Origin of the sequence: Aquiflexum gelatinilyticum, from assembly GCF_024741135.1 — a bacterium.
Taxonomy (GTDB): Bacteria; Bacteroidota; Bacteroidia; order Cytophagales; family Cyclobacteriaceae; genus Cognataquiflexum; species Cognataquiflexum gelatinilyticum.
This window is the reverse complement of record NZ_JANSUY010000025.1, coordinates 92,759-112,643: the sequence shown is the minus strand read 5'-3', so window position 1 is coordinate 112,643 and position 19,885 is coordinate 92,759. Positions and strand designations below refer to the sequence as shown.

Below are 19,885 nucleotides of genomic sequence, written 5' to 3'. Positions count from 1 at the left end.
TCCCACCGCCGGCCCGGTCCGCCGACCTCCTCCCCACAGGTGTTCAATTAGAGAATCTTTTTGAAGTATAAGTTTCCAACTTAGACCAACAGTCCGCCGCGGTGGAGCGAAATATTATTAGCCCCGGGCAAGGTGCTTCTCAGATTTTTATTACTCACCGATCCCTAGGCACCACCGCTCGGGGTAATGAAAATGTGATGTCATTGGTTTTTGGCAGCAAAAAGGTAAAGTAAGGAATGGAGTTTCCGCCAAAAACAGGGAAGGTGGAAAAGTCAATTCATTTTGAATTTCTTTCTTAAGATGGAAATAATCAACCACTCCCAACTTTAAGAAACTTAACAGTTACTTTTATTTTTACACTAGATTTTTAAATATTGACTATTTTGGCTTTTTCGTAACTTTACAGTATTAAGGTTCCCGTAAAATGAGCTTTTAACAATGCAATAAGTATAACCGTTTGAATACCAAAGACCATGAAAGTATTAATAGATATACCTGATAATGAAGCATCTTTCGCAATGAAAGTTTTAAAAAGCCTTTCTTTTGTAAAAAAAGCAAAGCCTATGAGTGAGGCTACGGTGGATTTGTGGGAAGATTTAAATGAAGCTGCTTACGAAGTACGCCTACACAAACAAGGTAAACTAAAACTAAAAACGGCTCAAGATTTACTCAATGAGTTATAGTATTTTTCCTACCCATCGCTTTGAGAAGGAACTCAAACGATTGGCTAAAAAGTTTCCGTCACTCAAAAATGAGTTTGCTGAACTGATTGCAAAAATTACTGCTAATCCCGAAGCCGGCACTTCCATTGGTAACAACTGCTATAAAATTCGTTTGTCCATCGGTAGCAAAGGTAAAGGTAAAAGCGGAGGGGCAAGGGTTATCACTTATCTATACATTGATACCGAAACGGTTTATCTGCTTACCATTTATGACAAAGGTGAAAAATCCGACCTAAAACCAAATGAACTCAAAGATATGATTGATAGCTTGGAACTGGATGTATAAAAAATAAATAAAACGCTTCGAAATTCTGGGATCATTTCCAAACACCTGGTCCTTTACTTTTATCCTTCCCTCCACTACAATTGTCGGGATGCAATTGGATTCAACCAAACACCCAAAAAAAGGTAATTCTTGATAGAATGAATTGCAAATCCTACTAAATAAAAAGGTGTAGTTACAAACTACACCTAGAGACATGCTTTTCTACGCCCAGAAGGGCCGAGGTGGTCGTTGAATCCAGCCCTGCAACCTGGCCCCTCGCAAAAATGATCCAAAGGGATCATTTTTTAACGCTCGGTCCTCATTATACAGCCACTTATTCACCCTCAGCCCACCCTGCTGGTAGCCGAGGCTCCGCTAATCTTCAATCAATTGCTGAAAAAAAATTCCTTTTGCATATTGATAACTACAATTCACGCTTGGATCATCTGGCAAATAAAAGATTTTTATAGTATCTCCAACAAATACATCTGCCTCCTTTTCTGCAACTCCACGATACGAAGTGCCATTGAGTTCAAATGTGAAATAATATTTGCCTGGCCCATGTCTCCTTGCACCAACATACTTTTCAGGTGAAATTATAGCATAACCCGGAACTCCATACCTGCCCAATTTGGAATTATTATAAAAGCTTAAAAAAGCACCCTTTAAAAAGTAGACAATTAATAAAAGGAAAGCCAGCCGAGCTAACTTTAGCTTTTTTATCTTTTCGATCAATTTCATCTAATACTGTCGGTTATGAGTATCTTTTAATCTCTCGGAAACGCCTCCAGTTGCAGTCCGAGCGACTGCTGTTTGAGTTTGACTATTTACTGCTCTAACATTAGCCAGTGTTGCATTAGCCTGCGTTTCAAGAGCCTGTCTTCCCTCTCTTGTAACAACTTGGCCAGATTGTCGAGCCGCTTTAACAGCTTCAGCCGCGGTTGTTTCTTTTAAAATTTCCCCATTCTTTAATATACCAGATCCACCGGCAGCATTCAGTGTTAGACCGATAACTGTATCGATTGCAGTTTTTTCTACCGAGTTTACCTTTTTACTGACACCTCCTTCTCCATCTGTTTTAACATCCACAGCATTTTTAACTATTTCTGCACTTACAGTTAGTGTGGCTTTTGCTGCCGTCCTTCTAACTGCACTAAACCCTCCAGTGGCTGCACCCTCCAATGCAGCTACACCTATATCTACGATGTCTATGTTTTTAGTAAATGCATCTGCTGAAAAGCCACTTTCATAAATATTTGCACCTACTTGACTTCCATATTCTACTGCTGCTCCGATAATCCCGCCTAAACACCATGGACAATTACCATCGGGATCAGTAATGTTTATTGGATTATTCCATGCGTATGCATAGGGTGACTTATCTACCTGCTCGGGTTCATCTGCTAATGCATCCACCACAAACCACCTTCCTATACTCGCATCGTACATCCTCGCCCCATAGTCGGAGAGATTGATACCAAGGTGGTCATTGAATTCCTTGCCGTTATACAAGTACTTATTCGCCTTGATCCCTGCCTGCTGATATCCCAGTCCCTGCAGCTCTACGCCCCAAGGATCATAGTGCGTCTCCTGGAGGATGACCGGAGTGGTAGTCTCTATCCTGAACTGATCAAACCAGACGTTTTCTGATGTTTCATTCACAAGAAAGGTCCTCATAAACCCATCCTGTGGTACGAAGATACGGGTTTTCAGTTCTTCATGCTCGTTTCGGGCTTTTTTGCTAAGGATCCCACCCTACAGCCCGGCCCTTCGCTAAAATGACCCAAAGGGATCATTTATTAACGCTCAGTCCTCTTTTTCATAAAGGTTGCTGTCAGCATCATACAGGGCATAGCTCCAACCAAACGCTCAAACGAAAGATAGTTCAAGATCAATTGAACGACAAATTCAAAAAATAAAAAGGTAAGGGTGTGCGTAAATAATCGCTTTGATAAGGCTATTTTGCGAGCAGGCAGAATGCATGGCAGGAAATCTACACCTAGCGCCTTAACAATTCTTCACTTAGTAAGGAAGTTTGGCACTCTTTTACAATATATTCAGACTCTGCTCTTTTATTTTTTCAAGCTCATCTTTCATCACCACCACACTTCTTTGGATCATGGCATCATTGGCTTTGGATCCGATGGTGTTGATCTCCCTTCCTAATTCCTGACTGATGAATCCCAGCTTTTTGCCTTGACTGTCTCCTGCTCTAAGGTTCTTTTCAAAATAATCGAGATGAGATTCCAACCTGACGATTTCTTCGGTGATATCAATTTTCTCAAAATAATAAATCAGTTCCTGTTCCAGCCTGTTGTGGTCAAAGCTATTCTCCTCCATCCAATCCCTGAAATTACCCTTGATTCTTTCCCTGATCCTGCTTTTTCTCTCCGGATCTTGGGTTTTGACTGTATCCAAACCTTCCCTGATGACAGCTAGGTTTTCCAAAAATTTACTTTCTAAGGTATTGCCTTCATCTTTTCTGAAAGCATCGCAATGCCTCAGGGCTTTTTCAATAGTCTTCTTTACAATTTCCCATTCATCTGTGTCCGTTTTCTTTTCCACATTGGAATTGAGCACCTGAGGGGATTGTAAGGCCAATTTGAATAAGTCTGGGGAACTCGTCTGAGTCTTTTCAGCAAGATTTTGATAGGTTTTATAATAGGCTAAAAACAAATCCTCATTTACCGCAACCGGCATTTCGGCTGCAGATTTGTAAGAAAAATCAAGGTTTAGATTCACCTTACCTCTTTCAAGAACCGCACTTACCAAGTTTCGGATTTCTAGTTCCTTGTCCGAAAATTGCTTTGGGGACCGGATCGAAAGGTCCAAAAATTTTGAATTGAGGGTTTTTACCTCGACACTGACTACATAACTGTCATCTTCAAAACCGGCCAAACCATAGCCTGTCATTGACTTTATCATAAAATTTTTCTTGTGATTAGAAATTGTAGCCCAAGGTAACGTAAAATTTCAACTCATCGGTTTGGTAATTTCTGATGGGTCTAGCTACATCAAACTTAAAGTAATAATTGAGCAGGACGGTCCTGAGGCCCGCACCATAGCTTTGGAGCCAAGGATTGTTAAAGTTGTTCAGCGTAATGACAAAGGGCGAACCCGGTGTGGTGATGATCTCCGTATTTTGGTCATTGACCCTTTCCCAAGGTGCAGCATCATTCCATGCCGATCCTACATCATAGAAAGCAACCATCTGGAAGTTCTTTACAAAATTAGAAGTGATATTTCCCCTTGACAGGTATGAAAACAAAGGAATCCTCAATTCTGTAGTAAATGTAACGACATTTCGGCCTCTAATTTCATCAAACAAGTAACCCCTGAGGTCTACAAAATCCGCAAAGAGGATATTTGAATTTTCCACTCCCCCAGGATTTCTGACGGGAGATTGCTCAGGTCTATTGGACGGCGGCTGGTAAAACTCGTTGAAGAGCCAATTGTCCATTCCACCGACAAGATAATTTTGTGGATTTTTTCCAAAAAAGGAGCCCCCAAACAATCTTGTTGCCAAAATGAGGTTTTTATGAATGACTTGGTAATTCCTGAAATCAAGATAGAAATTGGAGAAAGACCTGGAAGCATTGTTCAATCCCTGATAATGAACAACTCCCATCTTTGCTTTGGCTCCTCTTTGGGTATATAATCCCAACTGCTGTGTTTTATCATAGACAAATTCAAACCTTCCGCCTGCATAAGTAACATCAAACCTGTTTTGGTCAGGGTCCTGGCCACGGATGATGGAGTCGGAATTGAGGTTGAAGTATTGGGTTTTGGCAATCAAAGGCGCTGCCGTCACCCTTGAGTGAACATTGAATGGGTAGGAAAATCCAAACTCTATTTTATTCAAAACATATTTTTGGAATACAATCCGGTCAAACTCCTCAATCTGAATTGACCTCCTATCATACCTCAGTGAAAAATCAATCCGCTGTTTTAGGTATTCGTATTCGAAGAATACGTCGCTTCCGGACCTGAAATCCAAAGGAAACATGATGCCTCCTTTGAAATTATGGTTATCGAGAATGTCAGTCATCCTACCCGATAAGGCCAATCCAAATCCCCGTAATGGATCGACTACCCAATCTGTACTCAGATTGGAAGTGATGAATTGGGGTGTCATCCTGGCAGGACCAGTAATTCTCTTCTGAAGACTTTGCCTCCTGAAATTTTCCAACATGTTACCTCTTCCAGAGGATTGTCCAAGAGTTGGTGACTGCTGTGCTGAGGCAGGTTTGGGAACCGTGTCAAAAGCATAATTCTCTGTATCTATTCCACCTTTTCTTTCAAATCTCAGTCTGTCTGTGTTGATACTTCCTGTGAGACTCTTAGGCGCAGGGACAGAATCCTTGGCTGCTTGCTGCGGTTTTGGATCGTTGACAGGAGGTGTGGTGAGCATCAAGTCTTCCAACCTGACATTCAAAACTGTATCCCTCTTCACTGTGGGTTGCTCGGCACGACGGGTAAGTTCTACTGTCGGCTTCTTACCTGCCCCGTCGATTTCTGATCTCCTTGATGAAATCCTCTCGGAGAGGGTCTTGGCCTGAGAAAGCTGGATTCTTGGCGTACTTGGCGTAAACTGGTCGACGTTGGAATAGCTTTCAATGACCAACCTGCTTTGGTTTCCATCCCTATAGGAATAAGCAACCTTATTTATTTTGGAAGAATAATCAAATGCTTCGAGACTCTTATTGAAAGCAGTCATCTGACTTGAAATTCCATTTGACACCGTCAGTCGCATCATGTTATTGATCCCGCTCTGGTCACTTAGGAAAAGAATATTGTTTCCGTTAAGGACACGGGGCTTGATATTTTTGTTGTTGAGGTTGGTAAGTTTGGTGATTTTCAAGGAATCCCAAAGATCAACTTGAAACAGGTTGAAGTAATCAGGAAGGATTTTGACATCCGGTGTTTTTGTTAGCGCCGAATCAGGGAGTTGCACAAAGTTGGAAGAATAGATAATGGTGGAATCATTCAAAAACATTGGGGTGATGTTGTCAAAAACATCATTTGTGATTCTTTTTCCTACTCCCCTGACATTGAGAGAATAAACATCTGTTTTTCCATTGGCGATGGAGGAAAGTACCATATTCTTTCCTGTGGAATTGAAATCCAAGCTAAGAACCTGTGTAATATTCCTTAAAAATATCTTGTCTTGACTTGAACCGTCAATGGCCCTTGACCTTAGAGTCGTCGTTCCTCTTTTGAAAGTGGCAATGGCTAAATTAAGAGTGTCTTTCCAGGCGATAACCGGAACTGTGAGGTTTATTGGCTGATCCACAGAAACAGCCCCACCGGAAAAAACGGTCATTTCCCTACCGTCGGCGAGATTCCTTACCTGCACTTTGTATTTGCCTCCACTGTTGATTACATAAGCAAGATGCTTGGCGTCCGGACTAAATTTGATGTCATTGATGATGCCAAGGTAGGATTCTGAAGTCTCAGCTATTTCGTTGACAGTATTGATATCTTTGAAAGTATTGAAAACCTGCTGGTTGGTACCGACATAAAACTGCTTCCACTGATCCTGAAATACTCTGTAGTTAAGTCCGATCGTATTGGCAATACTGTTTTCTTCATTTCGGTTGATCCTTGAAAGGTTAAGGATACTAGATATGTAACGCCTTCCATATTTCTCAACAATAAAATTCCAAATAGACTGTCCGACAAGTCCAGCCTCCCTACTTTTTAACTTATGGAGTTTGGTATTTTTTTCTTCTTTGAAATAGTGCCTGACAAAGTCGTCCATTTCCATACTCCATCCATGGGCGAGATACATGGCTACTCCGTCTATGTACCATTCCGGAAAGCTGTTGATCAGGTTAGATTGAAATGCATCCGCAATGGTAGACCCATAAAGCATTTCTTCAATAATCACTTTGGAAGTAGTGTAGATCAATTCCCGTTTGAAACTTTCCCAAGTTCCCGGAAAAGCCACTTCTCCGATCAGTTTGCTGAAAAAGGTCTGTCCGTCGATGGTAAATTCATCTTTATTCAGGTCGACGTTGCTTTGGAGGATTTCCTCAGGAGAATTGTAAATGAAAATTTTCGGTTTCGTGTAGGCCACATAGCCTATCAATTGGGTAAGTCGTTCGAATTCACTCTCAAGGTAATCAATGGCCATTTTGGCATTGTTCATCCCCCCGTCATAATAATAAACTTCGAAGTTGTTGGAGCTGTAGTAATACCATTCAATATTTTTGTGTTGGATTCGGTTTTTACCGAATTTATCCCCATTGAACTGTGCTAAAGACAGCAATGGGAGCTGCAAAAAGAAGATTGATAAGACTAAGAATACGATCTTATTTTTCATCTAACCTGATTCACTTGGGTTTTAAATATACTTAAAAATTTGAATTATGTTTTTTAATCCTGTCAATGTTTACTTCTTTTTCAGGTTGGTCACCATTTAAAAGCATTTCAACCATCATTTTGCTGTAAAAGGGAATCAAAGATACGCCTTTCGCACCAAAACCATTGAAAATATAAACGCCCGAAACAGCAGGATGTTCACCTAAAAATGGTTTTCGATCTTTTGTGGCAGGCCGGATCCCATAGCGATGGTTTTGGATGGAATGAACCGGTGCAGGTACAAGTTTTTCCAGTTTTTCCAACAATTCATTTTTGGCATTTTCGGTGGGGCCCTGATCCAAGTCATGCCAAGTGTAGGTAGAGCCTACTCTTTGGTTTCCATTGGGCAGAGAAATTCGGAAAACCCCACGGTTTATGATTTCCTCCGGATAAAAATCTTGAACCAAATCAAGAATTTCACCCTTTACGGGAGCAAAAGGCAAAAAAGAAAAATACCGGCTTTTCATTGCACCTAGTCCGTTGCAATAAACAATTCCCTTTGCGTAAAGTCCTTGATAATTAAATCCACCTTCCAGGACTTCAAGAAAATCCTCCTCAAATTTTTCCTCCAATAGGAGGTTATTATTCTTTAAAAATGCCGAATAAGCACTCAGGAGTGTATTGATGTCTAGATACCCTGAGTTTTTCAAAAGGATTCCTCCAAATGGATTGACAGCTTCGGGATAAACTTCTTTGGAGAATATCTTTTCAAAATAAGGTTCGAATCCTGGTTCGCCTGTTTTTCCCATCCATTCATTTTGCTCCTCTATATTCAAAAAAGGACGGTAAATGTTTTTTCGGTAAAGAAATGTGGTCCCGAGAAGCTCCTCCAGTTCAGAATAAAGCGGTTCAATCTCCGGAAAAAGCAAATCTGCATTCCAGGTTTTCACCATCTTCTTCCCTGTGATCGGATTGTACAGACCCGCAGCAATGCGACTGCTTTGATTGGCAGAAGGCAGGTCAATGACTGCCACTTTTTTGCCAAGCTGCAATAATCTATGTGACAATACCGTACCTGCCAATCCCTGACCGATAAGTAAAAAATCAACTTCCATGGTCAAAATTAGTTTCTTTATTCGTTATTTTGAGGTGATTATAAAAAGATTTCCCATGCTGCAGATCAAAACATTCACTTTCAATCCCTTTTACGAAAACACCTACATTCTTTTTGATGAGACGAAAGAGGCGATAATTTTTGATCCGGGATGTTTTGAGAAAAAAGAAAAAGAAATCCTGAGCAACTTCATCCAAATTGAAGGTCTTAAGGTCGCCAAATTGGTCAATACGCATTGTCATATAGACCATGTTTTGGGAAATGCATTTGTCAAAAACACCTATAAAGTTCCGCTTTGTATTCACCGAAATGAAATTCCGGTTCTCAAATCGGTTAAAGTCTACGCTCCTAATTACGGTTTTGCGGGATATGAAGAAGCTGAACCGGATGACTTCATAGATGAAAAACAAAAACTGACCATCGGAAATCAATCTTTGGACATCCTCTTCGTCCCCGGTCATGCTCCGGGACATTTGGTATTTTACCATAAACCTTCAGGCATATGCATTGCAGGAGACACCTTGTTTCAGGGAAGTATAGGAAGGACTGACCTTCCCGGCGGTGACCATCAGACACTTTTGTCTTCGATCAGACGGGAGTTGTTCAACCTGCCGGAAGAAACTACCGTATACCCCGGTCATGGGCCGGAAACTACCATAGGCGAAGAGAAAGAAAACAATCCATTTGTTGGCAAACGGGCCAGATTCTAAATGATCAAGCAACATATTCCTAACGCGCTTACTTCCCTAAATCTTGCCTCCGGCATGGCAGGTATTCTTTTTGTACTTGAGGGCCAACTTGATTATGGTGCTTATTTGATTTTCTTGGCAGCTTTATTTGATTTTTTGGATGGGTTTGTGGCCAGAATCTTAAAGGTTAGCAGTGAGATTGGAAAGCAGCTTGACTCCTTGGCTGATATGGTGACTTTTGGAGTTCTCCCTGCCTTTATCTTGTTTTCCTTGATCGAATCCAAATCGGACAATGCCTATCTGCCATATACAGCCTTTTTGATCGGTATATTTTCTGCCCTGAGATTGGCCAAATTCAACATAGACCTCCGACAATCTGAAAGATTCATTGGTGTTCCTACGCCGGCAAATGCCTTATTCATCAGTACCCTTCCTTTTCTTTCAGAAAAATCTCCCTTTTTCGGTAATCTATTGTCCAACCCAACAGTCCTTGTTGCCATTGGACTTATCATGTCGTATTTGTTGATTGCTGAGCTTCCCTTGGTTGCTTTGAAATTCAAAGATTTCTCATTTTCCAAAAACATCTTCAGGTATTTGGTGGTGGCTTCAGCCCTTATCTCGCTCATCCTCTTTGGGATAGCAGGTATTCCTTTTGCAATTATTTTGTATATTGCGCTCTCAATTACAGAGGCATTAATCACCCGGAATGCTTGACAAGCAAATTAAAATCCTTTTTTCAGCCGGAATTATATTCATTCAGCTGTTCGTTTTCTTTGGATCTATAGCCCAGACCCAAGACTTGTACTTTAAATTTCCAATCCTGGAGCCTGGAGTATATAAGGTAAGTGAAGGACAGCTAAAAGATTTGGGTTTTGATAATATCGAAGGGGTTTCAATATTTGGAAACCCAGGAATGTTGCCTCAAAAACTCGATAGCCTGCAACTTACCTTACGGGAAATCCCTTCCAAAATCATCGGAAATGATGTTTTTTTCTTTGCCTATGGCCCGGATCAAATCATTGTAAACGAAGACGGAGTAAATTTTCAACCTCACTTATATTCAGATACACTTTTTTATATGGTGGGAAATAAAATCAAAGGAAATGAGATTCTTGAAGGCAATAATCCACCTGCAGGTCCTATAGCTGTTGGGAACTTATTTTTGATCCAAAGCAAAAAATGGGAGGAAACAAACTTGTTGAATTCAGGCAGGGCTTGGTATTCCCAACCTTTGTTTATAGGGCAATCCTTGACATTTTCTTTTGAGCTTCCTAGTGGCCAAAGTGGCCCTTCTAAAATAAAACTGGGACTGATGTCACAGTCATTGGCTGATAATGTATTCCGGGTTTTTGCAGGAGGACAAAATATCGGACAAAGCACCATCTTGCCAATCCCAAATACCACATATGGAATCAAAGGCAGGGAAAAATCAGAGGAGTTTGAAATTCCGGAATCCACTGAATCGAAGATGGATTTTCGTGTAAATTACCAAAGTCCAAATCCCAATGGTACCGGCTATTTGGACTATGCACTTTTGGCCACACCTTATCCATCAGATAAAATCGGATCGGGATTATTTTATAATCTTGATGGGGATAATTCTTTTTCATTTTCTACAGCAAAAACCACGTGGAAAATCAAAAATACTTATGAGATCACCGAAGAATCCGACCGTATTTTCCTTGGAAAAGGTGAAATGGTTGTAGCATTTGAGCCAAATGGCGTAAAGGCAATCACAGATTTCGAATTGGCCAATACAAGTTTGAGAACAGACGACTCAGATCCCCAATTGTTGATCATCACCCATAAATCACTTCTTTCCCAAGCGCAGCGGCTTTCCTCCCACAAAAACCAAAAAGGAATCCAGAGTTCAGTAGTTGTATTGGAGGATATTTATGACAGCTTTGGATATGGCAATCGGGATGTGACAGCCATCAGAAACCTGATCGCATTTCATTTTCATTATTCCGGAGGATTAAAGAATGTCTTGTTTTTTGGTAAAGGAACCTATGATTACAAATCGAAACAGGGTGGCCGACCAAATTTAGTGCCGACCTATAGCTCGCGGAATAGCCTGAATCCTCTGACTACTTACAGTTCAGATGATTTCTTTGGATTTGTTGATTGGGGACAAGGTCAGTGGGACGAATCAAATGCCGGAGATGAGCAATTGCAAATCGGCGTAGGAAGGATTCCTGCAATTTCCGTCAGCGAAGCAGGAGAAATGGTCAATAAAATAATCGCCTATGAAAATGGGGAGAATAACCGTGGTGAGTGGAAAAGGAATCTGGCTTTTTTTGCTGATGATGCTGACAACAATATTCACCTCAGGGACGCCGAGGTTCATTACGGGTATTTGTCCAAAAACCATCCCGAATACCTAATCAAAAAGCTTTATTTGGATAGGTTTGAGCAGCAGAGATCAGGGTCAGCCCAAAGTTCTCCTTTAGCCAAAGCAGCCCTAAAGTCCACAATTGAAGAGGGGGTTTTGATACTTAATTACATCGGGCATGGCAATGAAACTGTCCTTTCTGCGGAAAGGGTCTTTACAGTTTCGGATCTATATGACTGGCCTGAAAACCCACTTCTTCCATTGATTGTGACGGCTACCTGCGAATTTGGAAGACATGACAGTCCTTTTATCAGGTCAGGTGCTGAAGAGTTTTTGTTTGCCGAAAAAAAGGGAGCAATAGGCCTGCTCACCACAGGCAGACCGGTATTCAGTTCAGTCAATTTTGCGTTGAATACCGCTTTTGTGGAATCAGTTTTTGAAAAAGACAACGGTGAAACCCGCGACTTGGGAGAGATTTTTAGACTTACCAAAAACAACAGCTTAAACGGACCTTTTAACCGGAATTTTTCTTTGCTTGGGGATCCATCGCTGAAGTTGGCCATTCCGGAACTGACCACACAGACAGACCCTGTTTGGGATGTCGTACTGGAAACCGAGACCGATACTTTACGGGCTTTACAACGAATTCAGATCAAAGGAAAAATAATCGACCCTATTACCGGAGCCATGCTTCCTACAAGTAGCGGAACTTATGATATCCAAATTACGGACAAAGCCCAAACCATCACCTCTCTAGGGGACGAAAGTCCACCTACTGAATTTTTAGAAGAAATCAATGTTTTGTTCAGAGGAAAGGGCGAAGTCAAAGACGGTGAGTTTATCTCGGATGTTTTTATCCCCAAAAATATTGACAGTAATATTGGGACTGCAAAAATCCGGTTATTTGCGAGTCTAAATCAGGGAGATGAAGCAATCGGTGCCATCCAAATCCCAATCGGCGGCACGGCATCCTACACCTCAAATGACAAACTTGGACCTGATATTGCACTTCGTTTTGGACAAAACCAATCAGATGCTAGCGGATCATTTCCTTTTTCAAACCTTCCTCTGACAATATTGTTGGAGGATGAAAGTGGAATCAATATTTCTTCCCAAGCCAATGGCCATGACATCGAGTTGACTATCAATGATCAAAGTCCCATAATCCTCAATCAATTTTTCAAAGCCAAAAATAATGGATTTGAACTAGGAGAAATCAACACATTGTTAGCTGATTTAAAAGAAGGTAAAAACACAATTACCGTATCCGCATGGGATAATGTCGGAAATAGTTCGAAAATGACCCAAGAAATAGAAATCAAGGGATCTTTACAATTAAAGATCTTAGAGCACGGTACTTACCCAAATCCGACCACAGAAAGCAGCAAATTTAGAATTGCGCACAATAGGCCTAATGAGACAATCAACCTTGAATTAAAAATTTATTCTATTTACGGCAGTGAAATATTTTCAATGCAGCGCCGTTATGTAGAAGCTGATTTTTTACTGGATGGAATCGAATGGAATTTTTTCCGTTCAACAACCAAATATCCCGTAAAAGGAACTTATATTTACACCCTAATGCTCATTTCAGAAAAAGACAATTCATCTGAAACAAAGAGCGGAAAAATTATCATTCAATGAAAATACAGATGAAAACCCTTGTCACCCTATCGATTTTTTCAGGGATATTCCTATTTACATTTCATGTATCAGGTCAAAACGGCCCAATTGTATCCGGCCAAGATCCGACCCGGCGAGTAATTACCACCGCAGTTCCTTTTTTGAATTTTGCGCCTGACAGCAGACATTCTGCTATGGGAGATGCCGGTGTGGCCACAAGCCCTGATGCTTTTTCCGCGCATTGGAATGCCGGTAAATTATCCTTTATCGACAATGATATGGGTGTATCTCTTTCTTATTCCCCTTGGTTGGGCAGGCTGGTCAATGACATGTCCTTGAGTTACCTGACTTTCTACAGAAAAATAGATGATAAATCCGCTTGGGGTTTTGACTTGAGGTATTTTAACATGGGTGACATCCAGTTGACTGATGGAAGAGGAAATGAACTTGGAGAATTTACCCCAAGAGATATCGCTGTGGGTGGAACCTACTCTAGGAAATTATCAGAGAAATTGGGTTTGGGTATTTCAGCTAGATTTATCCATTCTAACCTTTCAGGGAATATATCTTCGGCCGGAGGTGCAGAAAGCAGACCAGGTGTAACCATTGGAACAGACGTAGGTCTTTATTACAACACTGAAGTTTTGTCCGGAAATAAAACAGGAGAGTTTTCTTGGGGTGTTGCAATCAACAATATTGGTCCAAAAATCACCTACAACAGTGCAGATGATCTGGATTTTATCCCAACAAATTTCAGGATAGGAACCGCTTATCTAATGAATCTCAATGAATATAATTCATTGACTTTCACCCTAGATTTCAATAAGCTGATGGTACCAAGTCCTCCGATTTTATTGAGAGATGAAAACGGTGTATTGGTAACTGACGACAATGGAGATTTTATTATTGAAAGTGGTAGGGATCCAAACAGACCATTGATTAATGGAATGTTTACTTCCTTTTTTGATGCTCCGGGAGGATTCAGTGAAGAATTGCAGGAAGTCATGATTTCTTTTGGTGTTGAATATATTTATAATAATGTTTTTGCATTAAGAACGGGTTATTTCTATGAAAACCCAAACAAGGGTGGAAGAAGGTATTTTACAATGGGTTTTGGAATTGATTACAACAAGCTTGGATTTGATTTTTCCTACTTGGTACCACAGGTACAAAACCATCCCCTTGCAGAAACTTTGAGGTTGTCTCTTTCCTATAATATTGCCGGAAAATAATAATGCTGGATAGATCCAAAGCACCTGATTTTAAAATACCAACATCAATAGAATTTCCTACACCAATACAAAGGACTCTTCCAAACGGAGTCCATTTGTATTTTATACCTACCACTGAAATTGATGCGGTCAAATTAGAGATTAGTTCCTCTATCAATGAATCCACAAACAATAAGTTGTTGGCACCTTACTTCGCCTTGGAGATGGTCACAGAAGGAATCAATTCAAAAGATGCTGCAGAGTTGGATGATTTTTTTGATACCTACGCATCCGAGGTGGAGACAGAATCAGGATTTGAAAACCATGGGCTTTCCTTATTGACCACCAAAAAACATTTCAGTACCGTATTGCCGGTCTTTCGGGAATTACTGACTGAAGCTACATTTCCTGAAAAGGAACTGGCTAAAAGGAAAAAACAGAAAGCACTGAGTATCCATATCAACCGAGACAAAAACAGCCACAGGGCATCACAATTATTCAGAAAAACACTTTTTGGACAAAACCATCCTTTTGGTAAGATTACAGAAGAAAATGATGTATATGTGATTGACCGGGAGGATTTGGTGGATTTCTATCAAAAAGACCTTTGGACCAATTCTGAGATTTTTCTGACAGGAAATCTTGATGATTCCCAACTGGAAGATATTATCAAAGAAATCGGGAATATCCCAGTATCTTTTTTTGACAATCCCGTATCCGGATTTCAAAATCAAATCCACCCTAGAGTCATAGAATCAAAAGCAAAATCCGTCCAAAGCAGTATCAGGATTGGTTGTCATTTGATTCCAAAAAACCATCCCGATTATTTTAAACTGAATCTGATGAATACCATTTTGGGAGGATACTTCGGAAGCAGGTTGATTAAAAACATCAGGGAGGACAAGGGCCACACCTACGGTATATACAGCAGCATTGGTGGACTGAAAAATTCTGATTATTGGGTAGTGATGGCAGATGTGATCAAAGAACACGATGAAGCTGTCATCGAGGAAGTATATAAAGAAATAGACAAACTCAAATACGAGCCAATATCCCTACAAGAACTTGAAGTGGTCAGAAATTATTTGGTGGGCAAGTTATTGTCCCAATTCAGTTCCGGATTTGAACTCATTGGAAGGTATAAATCTATTCATCAGGCAGGATTGGATTTTGGGTTCTACAAGCAACATCTTAACTATATCCTGACCGCCAAACCTAGGGACATTATGGAAGTGGCCCAGAAATATCTGGAAAGAGAAAAAATGGTGGAGATTATCGTGGGTTAATTTTCTTAAAAAGTAGGTATAACCCTGAGATATCCATTTTCATGCTTGCCCAAGAATCATAAAGAGACATTTTCAATCCCTTCGCACCAAGTGCTTTTGCAAGGGAAACAAAACCCCTTGCAGACTCAAAATTCGCAGACCATAGTGCGTGTTTTGCTTCAAAGAGTACTCTTTTGATCAATGCTTTGTCCTCTTTTGGTCTTCTGTTCATTGTCTTTATCTTTTGACAGACCTTCAGTGTTGATGGCAGCATTTTCGATTTTTTTGGCTGATACTGCCCCGCGGCAAAGGATTTGGAATGGATTCTTTTTTTGACTCCGATATGGTTTGAAAAAACAAACTGGTAATTCCTCGCCAACCTGACCATAATGTCAAAATCTTCATAAGCCAGGCTTTCATCATATCCTCCTACTTTTGTAAATATGGAAGCATCAAAAACCAATGAAACAGAAGAAATAATATTTCTTTGCACAAGACTGCTATAAACATCTCCGATCTTCACTTTTTGGTTGAGATGTCCATCGGGGGTTCTTTTGTAAAATGTTTTTTCCTTTCCATTGGAATAAACCATCAACACATCCGAAAAACAAACAGCAGCACCGATAGACTGTTGGAGTTTTGAAACTGAGCTAGAAATATGTCCAGGCAACAGCACATCATCTCCTGATAAGTCTATGAGGAATTTTCCCTTACTTTTCAAAAAAACCTGATTGAAAGATTTGCAATAAGGCATCGTCTCCTGTCTGAAAAAAGTGAAAGCATTAAAATCAGGGCTGTTTTTTTCTAACCATCCAGTGATGCGCTGCTTGGTATTGTCCGTACTTCCATTGTCAATAATAAAAACTTCCAGGTTAGGATATCCCTGATTTTTAATGCTTTCCAAAGTTTGTTCGATGAATGGACTTTGATTGAAAGCAGTAAGGATAATTGTGACTAAAGGTGTTGGTTCCATGGCTATTTTGTATTTGCAATGGTTACGATACTTTGTTTACTCAGAATCTTGCAATTAATGCTAAAAAAAACTTATTCCCTTTGAGATACTTTGGTCAAACGGGAAAGGTTTCGGATTTGCTTCTGAATTTTTTCTGAAAAACCTCAAATTCAGCCCTTTCTCTGATATAATCTCCTTCCGAGTACTGTCTATCAGAAATCCCCAACAGTACAGAATCTTTGTCAAAGGTAAATTCTGTCCAAACCATCGGAGGTATTAGTAAGGCTTTGGAAGGGGAATCCAATTCAAACAAAAACTTTTCCCCCGAAAGCACTTCAAGTAAGGCAGACACCTTCCCCGACAAACAGACAAGAACCTGTGATTCTTCCCGATGTGCATGTATGCCCCTTTTGGCTCCTTGAGCAATCTTATTAAGCCAAAACAGTCTCTTGATAGGAAAAGGGATTTTTGTCGGCTCTTCTACAAAGTGAAGTTGACCGCTTTCATTCCCATTTGGCTCCAGGAATATCAGTTCCGGTTTTGACAATAACCTCATACACATTGCTAAATTATCACTTATACTTGAATAGTTTTTTATTTGTAGGTTAATTTGTCGAAAAGCTTTGGTCTCCCTCCATGTCTTTTTAAAAAAACCTAATTTCCCTTTCCCAACATTTATCTGAAATCATCTTGAAAAACAAAGCCTCCTACCTCACGCTTTCCGCGGTTTCAGAAGGCCTATTCAAAGAAAAAGGTAGCAAGTTTTTGGCGTTTGCCTATTCGGTCAAAAGTGAACAGGAGATAAAGGAAATCCTGGATGGTTTACGCAAAAAATATTTTGATGCAAGGCACCACTGCTATGCCTATATGCTTGGCAAGAACAAAGATGTATTCCGTGCCAATGATGACGGAGAACCCAACCACTCTGCGGGTGATCCGATCTTAGGTCAAATCAGATCCCACTCTTTGACCAATGTTTTGATTGTCGTGATCAGGTATTTTGGGGGTACAAAACTTGGTGTAGGGGGATTGATCAATGCCTACAAAACCGCAGCGGCTGAAGCAATTGCCAACAACCAAATCATAGAAACAGAAGATAGTCAAGAACTGAACCTACACTTCAACTATCCGGAAATGAATCAGGTGATGAAATTGGTCAAAGACCATGAACTTGAAATTTCAGGTCAAAAATTCGACAATTCCTGCGAAATAAAATTATTGGTCCCCGACGGAATCTTGGAGATGGTTCTTGCAAAAGCTTTGGAATTGGAAGGGGTGAAAATCATTGAGAGTTAAAAAAAGTCTCCAAATATCCCTGATAATGCAGCTTTTTATAAATTTCCCGACAGGCCCATGCATCCGTGGCAGCATAGAGCAATTGCTTTTCCGTCAAAGTTTGGGCTTCCCAATTGGATACCTGCTCAGATTTTGAAATCCTGACATTCAATACCATGGCTGCGAGGTTTCTTACCCCGACATTTTGAAATCCAACTTTTTTGAGCTCTTCATTGAGGTCAAAGAAATTTTCAGGAATAAAACCAGCTCTCAGTTTTTTTAATGCCTTAAGGTCATCATGGACAGCAGCACCTACTTTGACGATATGCTTTGTTTCCAACAGTTCCTTCAGTTCACCTGGCATCCCAATTTGATTTAATCGGACCAAAAAGGCAATATCATCTGTAGCTAACTGTAGCAAGGCCACCTGATATTGAGTTCCTTTGGTAAAGGAAGGTCTGGTTTCGGTATCAAATCCAATGAGTTCGTGTCTGCTGATTTCATCGATTATCTCTTTGACTTGTTCTTTTTTGTCCACCAATACAATATCCCCCTCAAATTGTCCGAGAGGCAAGTCATTGATTTCCAATTTCGAAATTTTCATTGGTATCATACCGCAAACTCCTTTCTTATCTCCTTCATTTCTTCTTCACTGTAATAATTTATACCCAATTTGAAGTATCCGAATAATACTGTCATAATCGGGCTGATGATATTGAAAAAACAATACGGAGCATAAGCCAATGTCGCAACACCAAGCACTGAAGCCTGTGTAGCACCGCATGTATTCCAAGGGATTAACACAGAGGTAACAGTGGCACTGTCCTCTAAAGTTCTACTAAGATTCTCGGGTTTTAAGCCCCGCTTTCTATAAACATTGGCATACATCCTTCCCGGAACCAAAATCGCAAGGTATTGGTCTGAAGTGGTTACATTGAAAAACACGCATGTCGCTGCTGTGGAAGCAATCAGCGAACCGATGGAATGAACTTTCCTGATCACTGCCTCTGCCAATACTTTGAGCATGCCGCTTTCTTCCATAATCCCCCCAAAAGCCATCGCACAAATGATCAGCCAAATGGTGTTGAGCATTCCTGACATTCCTCTAGTGACCAACAACTCATTGACGATCTCATTGGAAGTGACTATGCTGATACTTCCATACAAAGCCATCATCACCGATTTGAATGATTGGTAAGCATACCCAAAACCGGTATCTCCCGCAATCAGGTGTATCACCTGTGGCTGGAAAATAATGGCAAAAACTCCTCCGAGCACTGCACCGACCAAGAGTGCCGGAACAGCCGAAACTTTCTTTACGATCATGACAATCACTACAACAGGAACGATGAAAAGCCATCCCGAAATATTGAATTGATCCAAAATAACCGCAGAAATATCTTTTACCTGATCTACAGAACCCTGCGCTCCCGAAAAAACACCTATCACTCCAAAAATAATCAAGGTAATGGACATGGAAGGCACTGTGGTCTTGGTCATATGCCTGATATGGGTAAACAAGTCCGTTCCTGCCATTGCCGGTGCAAGGTTGGTCGTATCAGAAAGCGGTGACATCTTATCTCCAAAATAGGCTCCTGAAATAATTGCCCCTCCGATAATCCCTTCCTCAAAACCCAACGCTTTACCTATTCCCAATAATGCTACCCCCACCGTAGCCACAGTAGTCCAGCTACTTCCTGTCGCAATGGAAACTATCGCGCAGACCATACAGGCGGCAATCAAAAATATGGTGGGATTTAGAATCTGAAGTCCATAATAAATCATCGCAGGCACAATTCCGCTCAACATCCATGTACCGGCCAATGCCCCGATCAACAATAAGATCAGGATACTTGACATCGCGGAGGAAATGCTTTTTACAATCCCATCCTGCAAAATTTCCCATTTGAATTTTAGCCAATAGACTGCCATCAACGCCGCAACGGCAGCAGAAAATATGAGTACCATCTGATTGGATCCCGACAATGCGTCCGTTCCAAAAATCCAGATATTGATTACCAACAAAACAATTAAGAAGGCGATAGGAAACAGTGCTTCAAGGATGGTGGGCTCTTTGTGTTTTGTTATCATTAATGTTTATTGAAATTTTAAAAAACTGAAATTAAGAATTTTT

Annotated in this window: 17 protein-coding genes; 8 read left to right on the top strand and 9 right to left on the bottom strand. The window is 40.6% G+C overall.

The window, feature by feature from the left end; translation table 11 throughout:
• The first annotated feature begins 473 nt into the window (after positions 1–473).
• Entirely contained in the window at positions 474–683 is a 210-nt protein-coding gene (locus NU887_RS19790; protein WP_258425123.1) for a hypothetical protein, read from the top strand.
• Positions 673–1,008 carry a type II toxin-antitoxin system RelE family toxin gene (locus tag NU887_RS19785; RefSeq protein WP_258425122.1) on the top strand — a complete coding sequence of 112 codons (336 nt, stop codon included), beginning with the start codon at positions 673–675 and terminating at the stop codon, positions 1,006–1,008. Before NU887_RS19790 ends, NU887_RS19785 begins: the two co-directional genes overlap by 11 nt.
• Positions 1,009–1,362: 354 nt before the next feature.
• Here the strand turns inward: NU887_RS19785 and NU887_RS19780 are convergent, their stop codons facing one another.
• The 5 genes from NU887_RS19780 to NU887_RS19760 all read right to left on the bottom strand — a co-directional run bounded on the left by NU887_RS19780 (position 1,363) and on the right by NU887_RS19760 (position 8,405).
• Entirely contained in the window at positions 1,363–1,728 is a 366-nt protein-coding gene (locus tag NU887_RS19780) for a hypothetical protein (RefSeq protein WP_258425121.1), read from the bottom strand.
• Positions 1,729–2,664 carry an RHS repeat-associated core domain-containing protein gene (locus NU887_RS19775; protein ID WP_258425120.1) on the bottom strand — a complete coding sequence of 312 codons (936 nt, stop codon included), beginning with the start codon at positions 2,662–2,664 and terminating at the stop codon, positions 1,729–1,731. It lies immediately after the preceding gene.
• Between the two features lie 369 nt (positions 2,665–3,033).
• Positions 3,034–3,912 (bottom strand): YicC/YloC family endoribonuclease, encoded by an 879-nt coding sequence (locus tag NU887_RS19770; protein WP_258425119.1) that lies wholly within the window; start codon positions 3,910–3,912, stop codon positions 3,034–3,036.
• 16 nt (positions 3,913–3,928) lie between these two features.
• Complete coding sequence (locus tag NU887_RS19765; RefSeq protein WP_258425118.1) at positions 3,929–7,312, bottom strand: biopolymer transporter Tol; 3,384 nt, start codon at positions 7,310–7,312, stop codon at positions 3,929–3,931.
• A gap of 31 nt (positions 7,313–7,343) precedes the next feature.
• Positions 7,344–8,405: an NAD(P)/FAD-dependent oxidoreductase gene (locus tag NU887_RS19760; protein ID WP_258425117.1), complete on the bottom strand. Its 1,062-nt coding sequence runs from the start codon at positions 8,403–8,405 to the stop codon at positions 7,344–7,346.
• 55 nt (positions 8,406–8,460) lie between these two features.
• Here NU887_RS19760 and NU887_RS19755 point away from each other — a divergent pair, with 55 nt between their 5' ends.
• Genes NU887_RS19755 through NU887_RS19735 form a run of 5 tightly spaced genes read left to right on the top strand, consistent with a single transcriptional unit; the run spans position 8,461 to position 15,545 of the window.
• Positions 8,461–9,114 carry an MBL fold metallo-hydrolase gene (locus NU887_RS19755; protein WP_258425116.1) on the top strand — a complete coding sequence of 218 codons (654 nt, stop codon included), beginning with the start codon at positions 8,461–8,463 and terminating at the stop codon, positions 9,112–9,114.
• The gene (pssA, locus tag NU887_RS19750) at positions 9,115–9,807 is read left to right on the top strand and encodes a CDP-diacylglycerol--serine O-phosphatidyltransferase (RefSeq protein ID WP_258425115.1); all 693 of its coding nucleotides are present in this window, start codon (positions 9,115–9,117) and stop codon (positions 9,805–9,807) included.
• Positions 9,800–13,069 carry a type IX secretion system sortase PorU gene (gene porU / locus NU887_RS19745; RefSeq protein WP_258425114.1) on the top strand — a complete coding sequence of 1,090 codons (3,270 nt, stop codon included), beginning with the start codon at positions 9,800–9,802 and terminating at the stop codon, positions 13,067–13,069. Before pssA ends, porU begins: the two co-directional genes overlap by 8 nt.
• The gene (gene porV / locus NU887_RS19740; protein WP_258425113.1) at positions 13,066–14,280 is read left to right on the top strand and encodes a type IX secretion system outer membrane channel protein PorV; all 1,215 of its coding nucleotides are present in this window, start codon (positions 13,066–13,068) and stop codon (positions 14,278–14,280) included. Before porU ends, porV begins: the two co-directional genes overlap by 4 nt.
• Positions 14,281–14,282: 2 nt before the next feature.
• The gene (locus tag NU887_RS19735; protein ID WP_275982438.1) at positions 14,283–15,545 is read left to right on the top strand and encodes a M16 family metallopeptidase; all 1,263 of its coding nucleotides are present in this window, start codon (positions 14,283–14,285) and stop codon (positions 15,543–15,545) included.
• Here the strand turns inward: NU887_RS19735 and NU887_RS19730 are convergent.
• Both NU887_RS19730 and NU887_RS19725 read right to left on the bottom strand, forming a co-directional pair.
• Positions 15,532–16,497: a glycosyltransferase gene (locus NU887_RS19730; protein ID WP_258425112.1), complete on the bottom strand. Its 966-nt coding sequence runs from the start codon at positions 16,495–16,497 to the stop codon at positions 15,532–15,534. The two genes, NU887_RS19735 and NU887_RS19730, sit on opposite strands and share 14 nt — an antisense overlap.
• Positions 16,498–16,591: 94 nt before the next feature.
• Complete coding sequence (locus tag NU887_RS19725) at positions 16,592–17,032, bottom strand: sugar 3,4-ketoisomerase (protein WP_258425111.1); 441 nt, start codon at positions 17,030–17,032, stop codon at positions 16,592–16,594.
• 134 nt (positions 17,033–17,166) lie between these two features.
• Here NU887_RS19725 and NU887_RS19720 point away from each other — a divergent pair, with 134 nt between their 5' ends.
• Positions 17,167–17,772, top strand: a complete 606-nt coding sequence (locus tag NU887_RS19720; RefSeq protein ID WP_258425110.1) for an IMPACT family protein — start codon at positions 17,167–17,169, stop codon at positions 17,770–17,772.
• Here NU887_RS19720 and NU887_RS19715 read toward each other — a convergent pair.
• A complete protein-coding gene (locus tag NU887_RS19715; RefSeq protein WP_258425109.1) occupies positions 17,759–18,364 on the bottom strand; it encodes a 3'-5' exonuclease in 606 nt (201 codons plus the stop codon). The two genes, NU887_RS19720 and NU887_RS19715, sit on opposite strands and share 14 nt — an antisense overlap.
• Positions 18,361–19,842 carry a Na+/H+ antiporter NhaC gene (gene nhaC / locus NU887_RS19710; protein WP_258425108.1) on the bottom strand — a complete coding sequence of 494 codons (1,482 nt, stop codon included), beginning with the start codon at positions 19,840–19,842 and terminating at the stop codon, positions 18,361–18,363. The genes NU887_RS19715 and nhaC overlap by 4 nt, the downstream gene beginning before the upstream one ends.
• Positions 19,843–19,885: the final 43 nt, after the last annotated feature.

Excerpts from the sequence above, each read along its gene's own strand:
- NU887_RS19725 (WP_258425111.1), bottom strand. The coding sequence starts at position 17,032 with ATGAGGTTATTGTCAAAACCGGAACTGATATTCCTGGAGCCAAATGGG.
- porU (WP_258425114.1), top strand. The coding sequence starts at position 9,800 with ATGCTTGACAAGCAAATTAAAATCCTTTTTTCAGCCGGAATTATATTC.
- pssA (WP_258425115.1), top strand. The coding sequence starts at position 9,115 with ATGATCAAGCAACATATTCCTAACGCGCTTACTTCCCTAAATCTTGCC.
- NU887_RS19715 (WP_258425109.1), bottom strand. The coding sequence starts at position 18,364 with ATGATACCAATGAAAATTTCGAAATTGGAAATCAATGACTTGCCTCTC.
- porV (WP_258425113.1), top strand. The coding sequence starts at position 13,066 with ATGAAAATACAGATGAAAACCCTTGTCACCCTATCGATTTTTTCAGGG.
- NU887_RS19765 (WP_258425118.1), bottom strand. The coding sequence starts at position 7,312 with ATGAAAAATAAGATCGTATTCTTAGTCTTATCAATCTTCTTTTTGCAG.
- NU887_RS19760 (WP_258425117.1), bottom strand. The coding sequence starts at position 8,405 with ATGGAAGTTGATTTTTTACTTATCGGTCAGGGATTGGCAGGTACGGTA.
- NU887_RS19785 (WP_258425122.1), top strand. The coding sequence starts at position 673 with ATGAGTTATAGTATTTTTCCTACCCATCGCTTTGAGAAGGAACTCAAA.
- NU887_RS19775 (WP_258425120.1), bottom strand. The coding sequence starts at position 2,664 with ATGAGGACCTTTCTTGTGAATGAAACATCAGAAAACGTCTGGTTTGAT.
- NU887_RS19755 (WP_258425116.1), top strand. The coding sequence starts at position 8,461 with ATGCTGCAGATCAAAACATTCACTTTCAATCCCTTTTACGAAAACACC.
- NU887_RS19730 (WP_258425112.1), bottom strand. The coding sequence starts at position 16,497 with ATGGAACCAACACCTTTAGTCACAATTATCCTTACTGCTTTCAATCAA.
- NU887_RS19780 (WP_258425121.1), bottom strand. The coding sequence starts at position 1,728 with ATGAAATTGATCGAAAAGATAAAAAAGCTAAAGTTAGCTCGGCTGGCT.
- NU887_RS19735 (WP_275982438.1), top strand. The coding sequence starts at position 14,283 with ATGCTGGATAGATCCAAAGCACCTGATTTTAAAATACCAACATCAATA.
- NU887_RS19790 (WP_258425123.1), top strand. The coding sequence starts at position 474 with ATGAAAGTATTAATAGATATACCTGATAATGAAGCATCTTTCGCAATG.
- NU887_RS19770 (WP_258425119.1), bottom strand. The coding sequence starts at position 3,912 with ATGATAAAGTCAATGACAGGCTATGGTTTGGCCGGTTTTGAAGATGAC.
- nhaC (WP_258425108.1), bottom strand. The coding sequence starts at position 19,842 with ATGATAACAAAACACAAAGAGCCCACCATCCTTGAAGCACTGTTTCCT.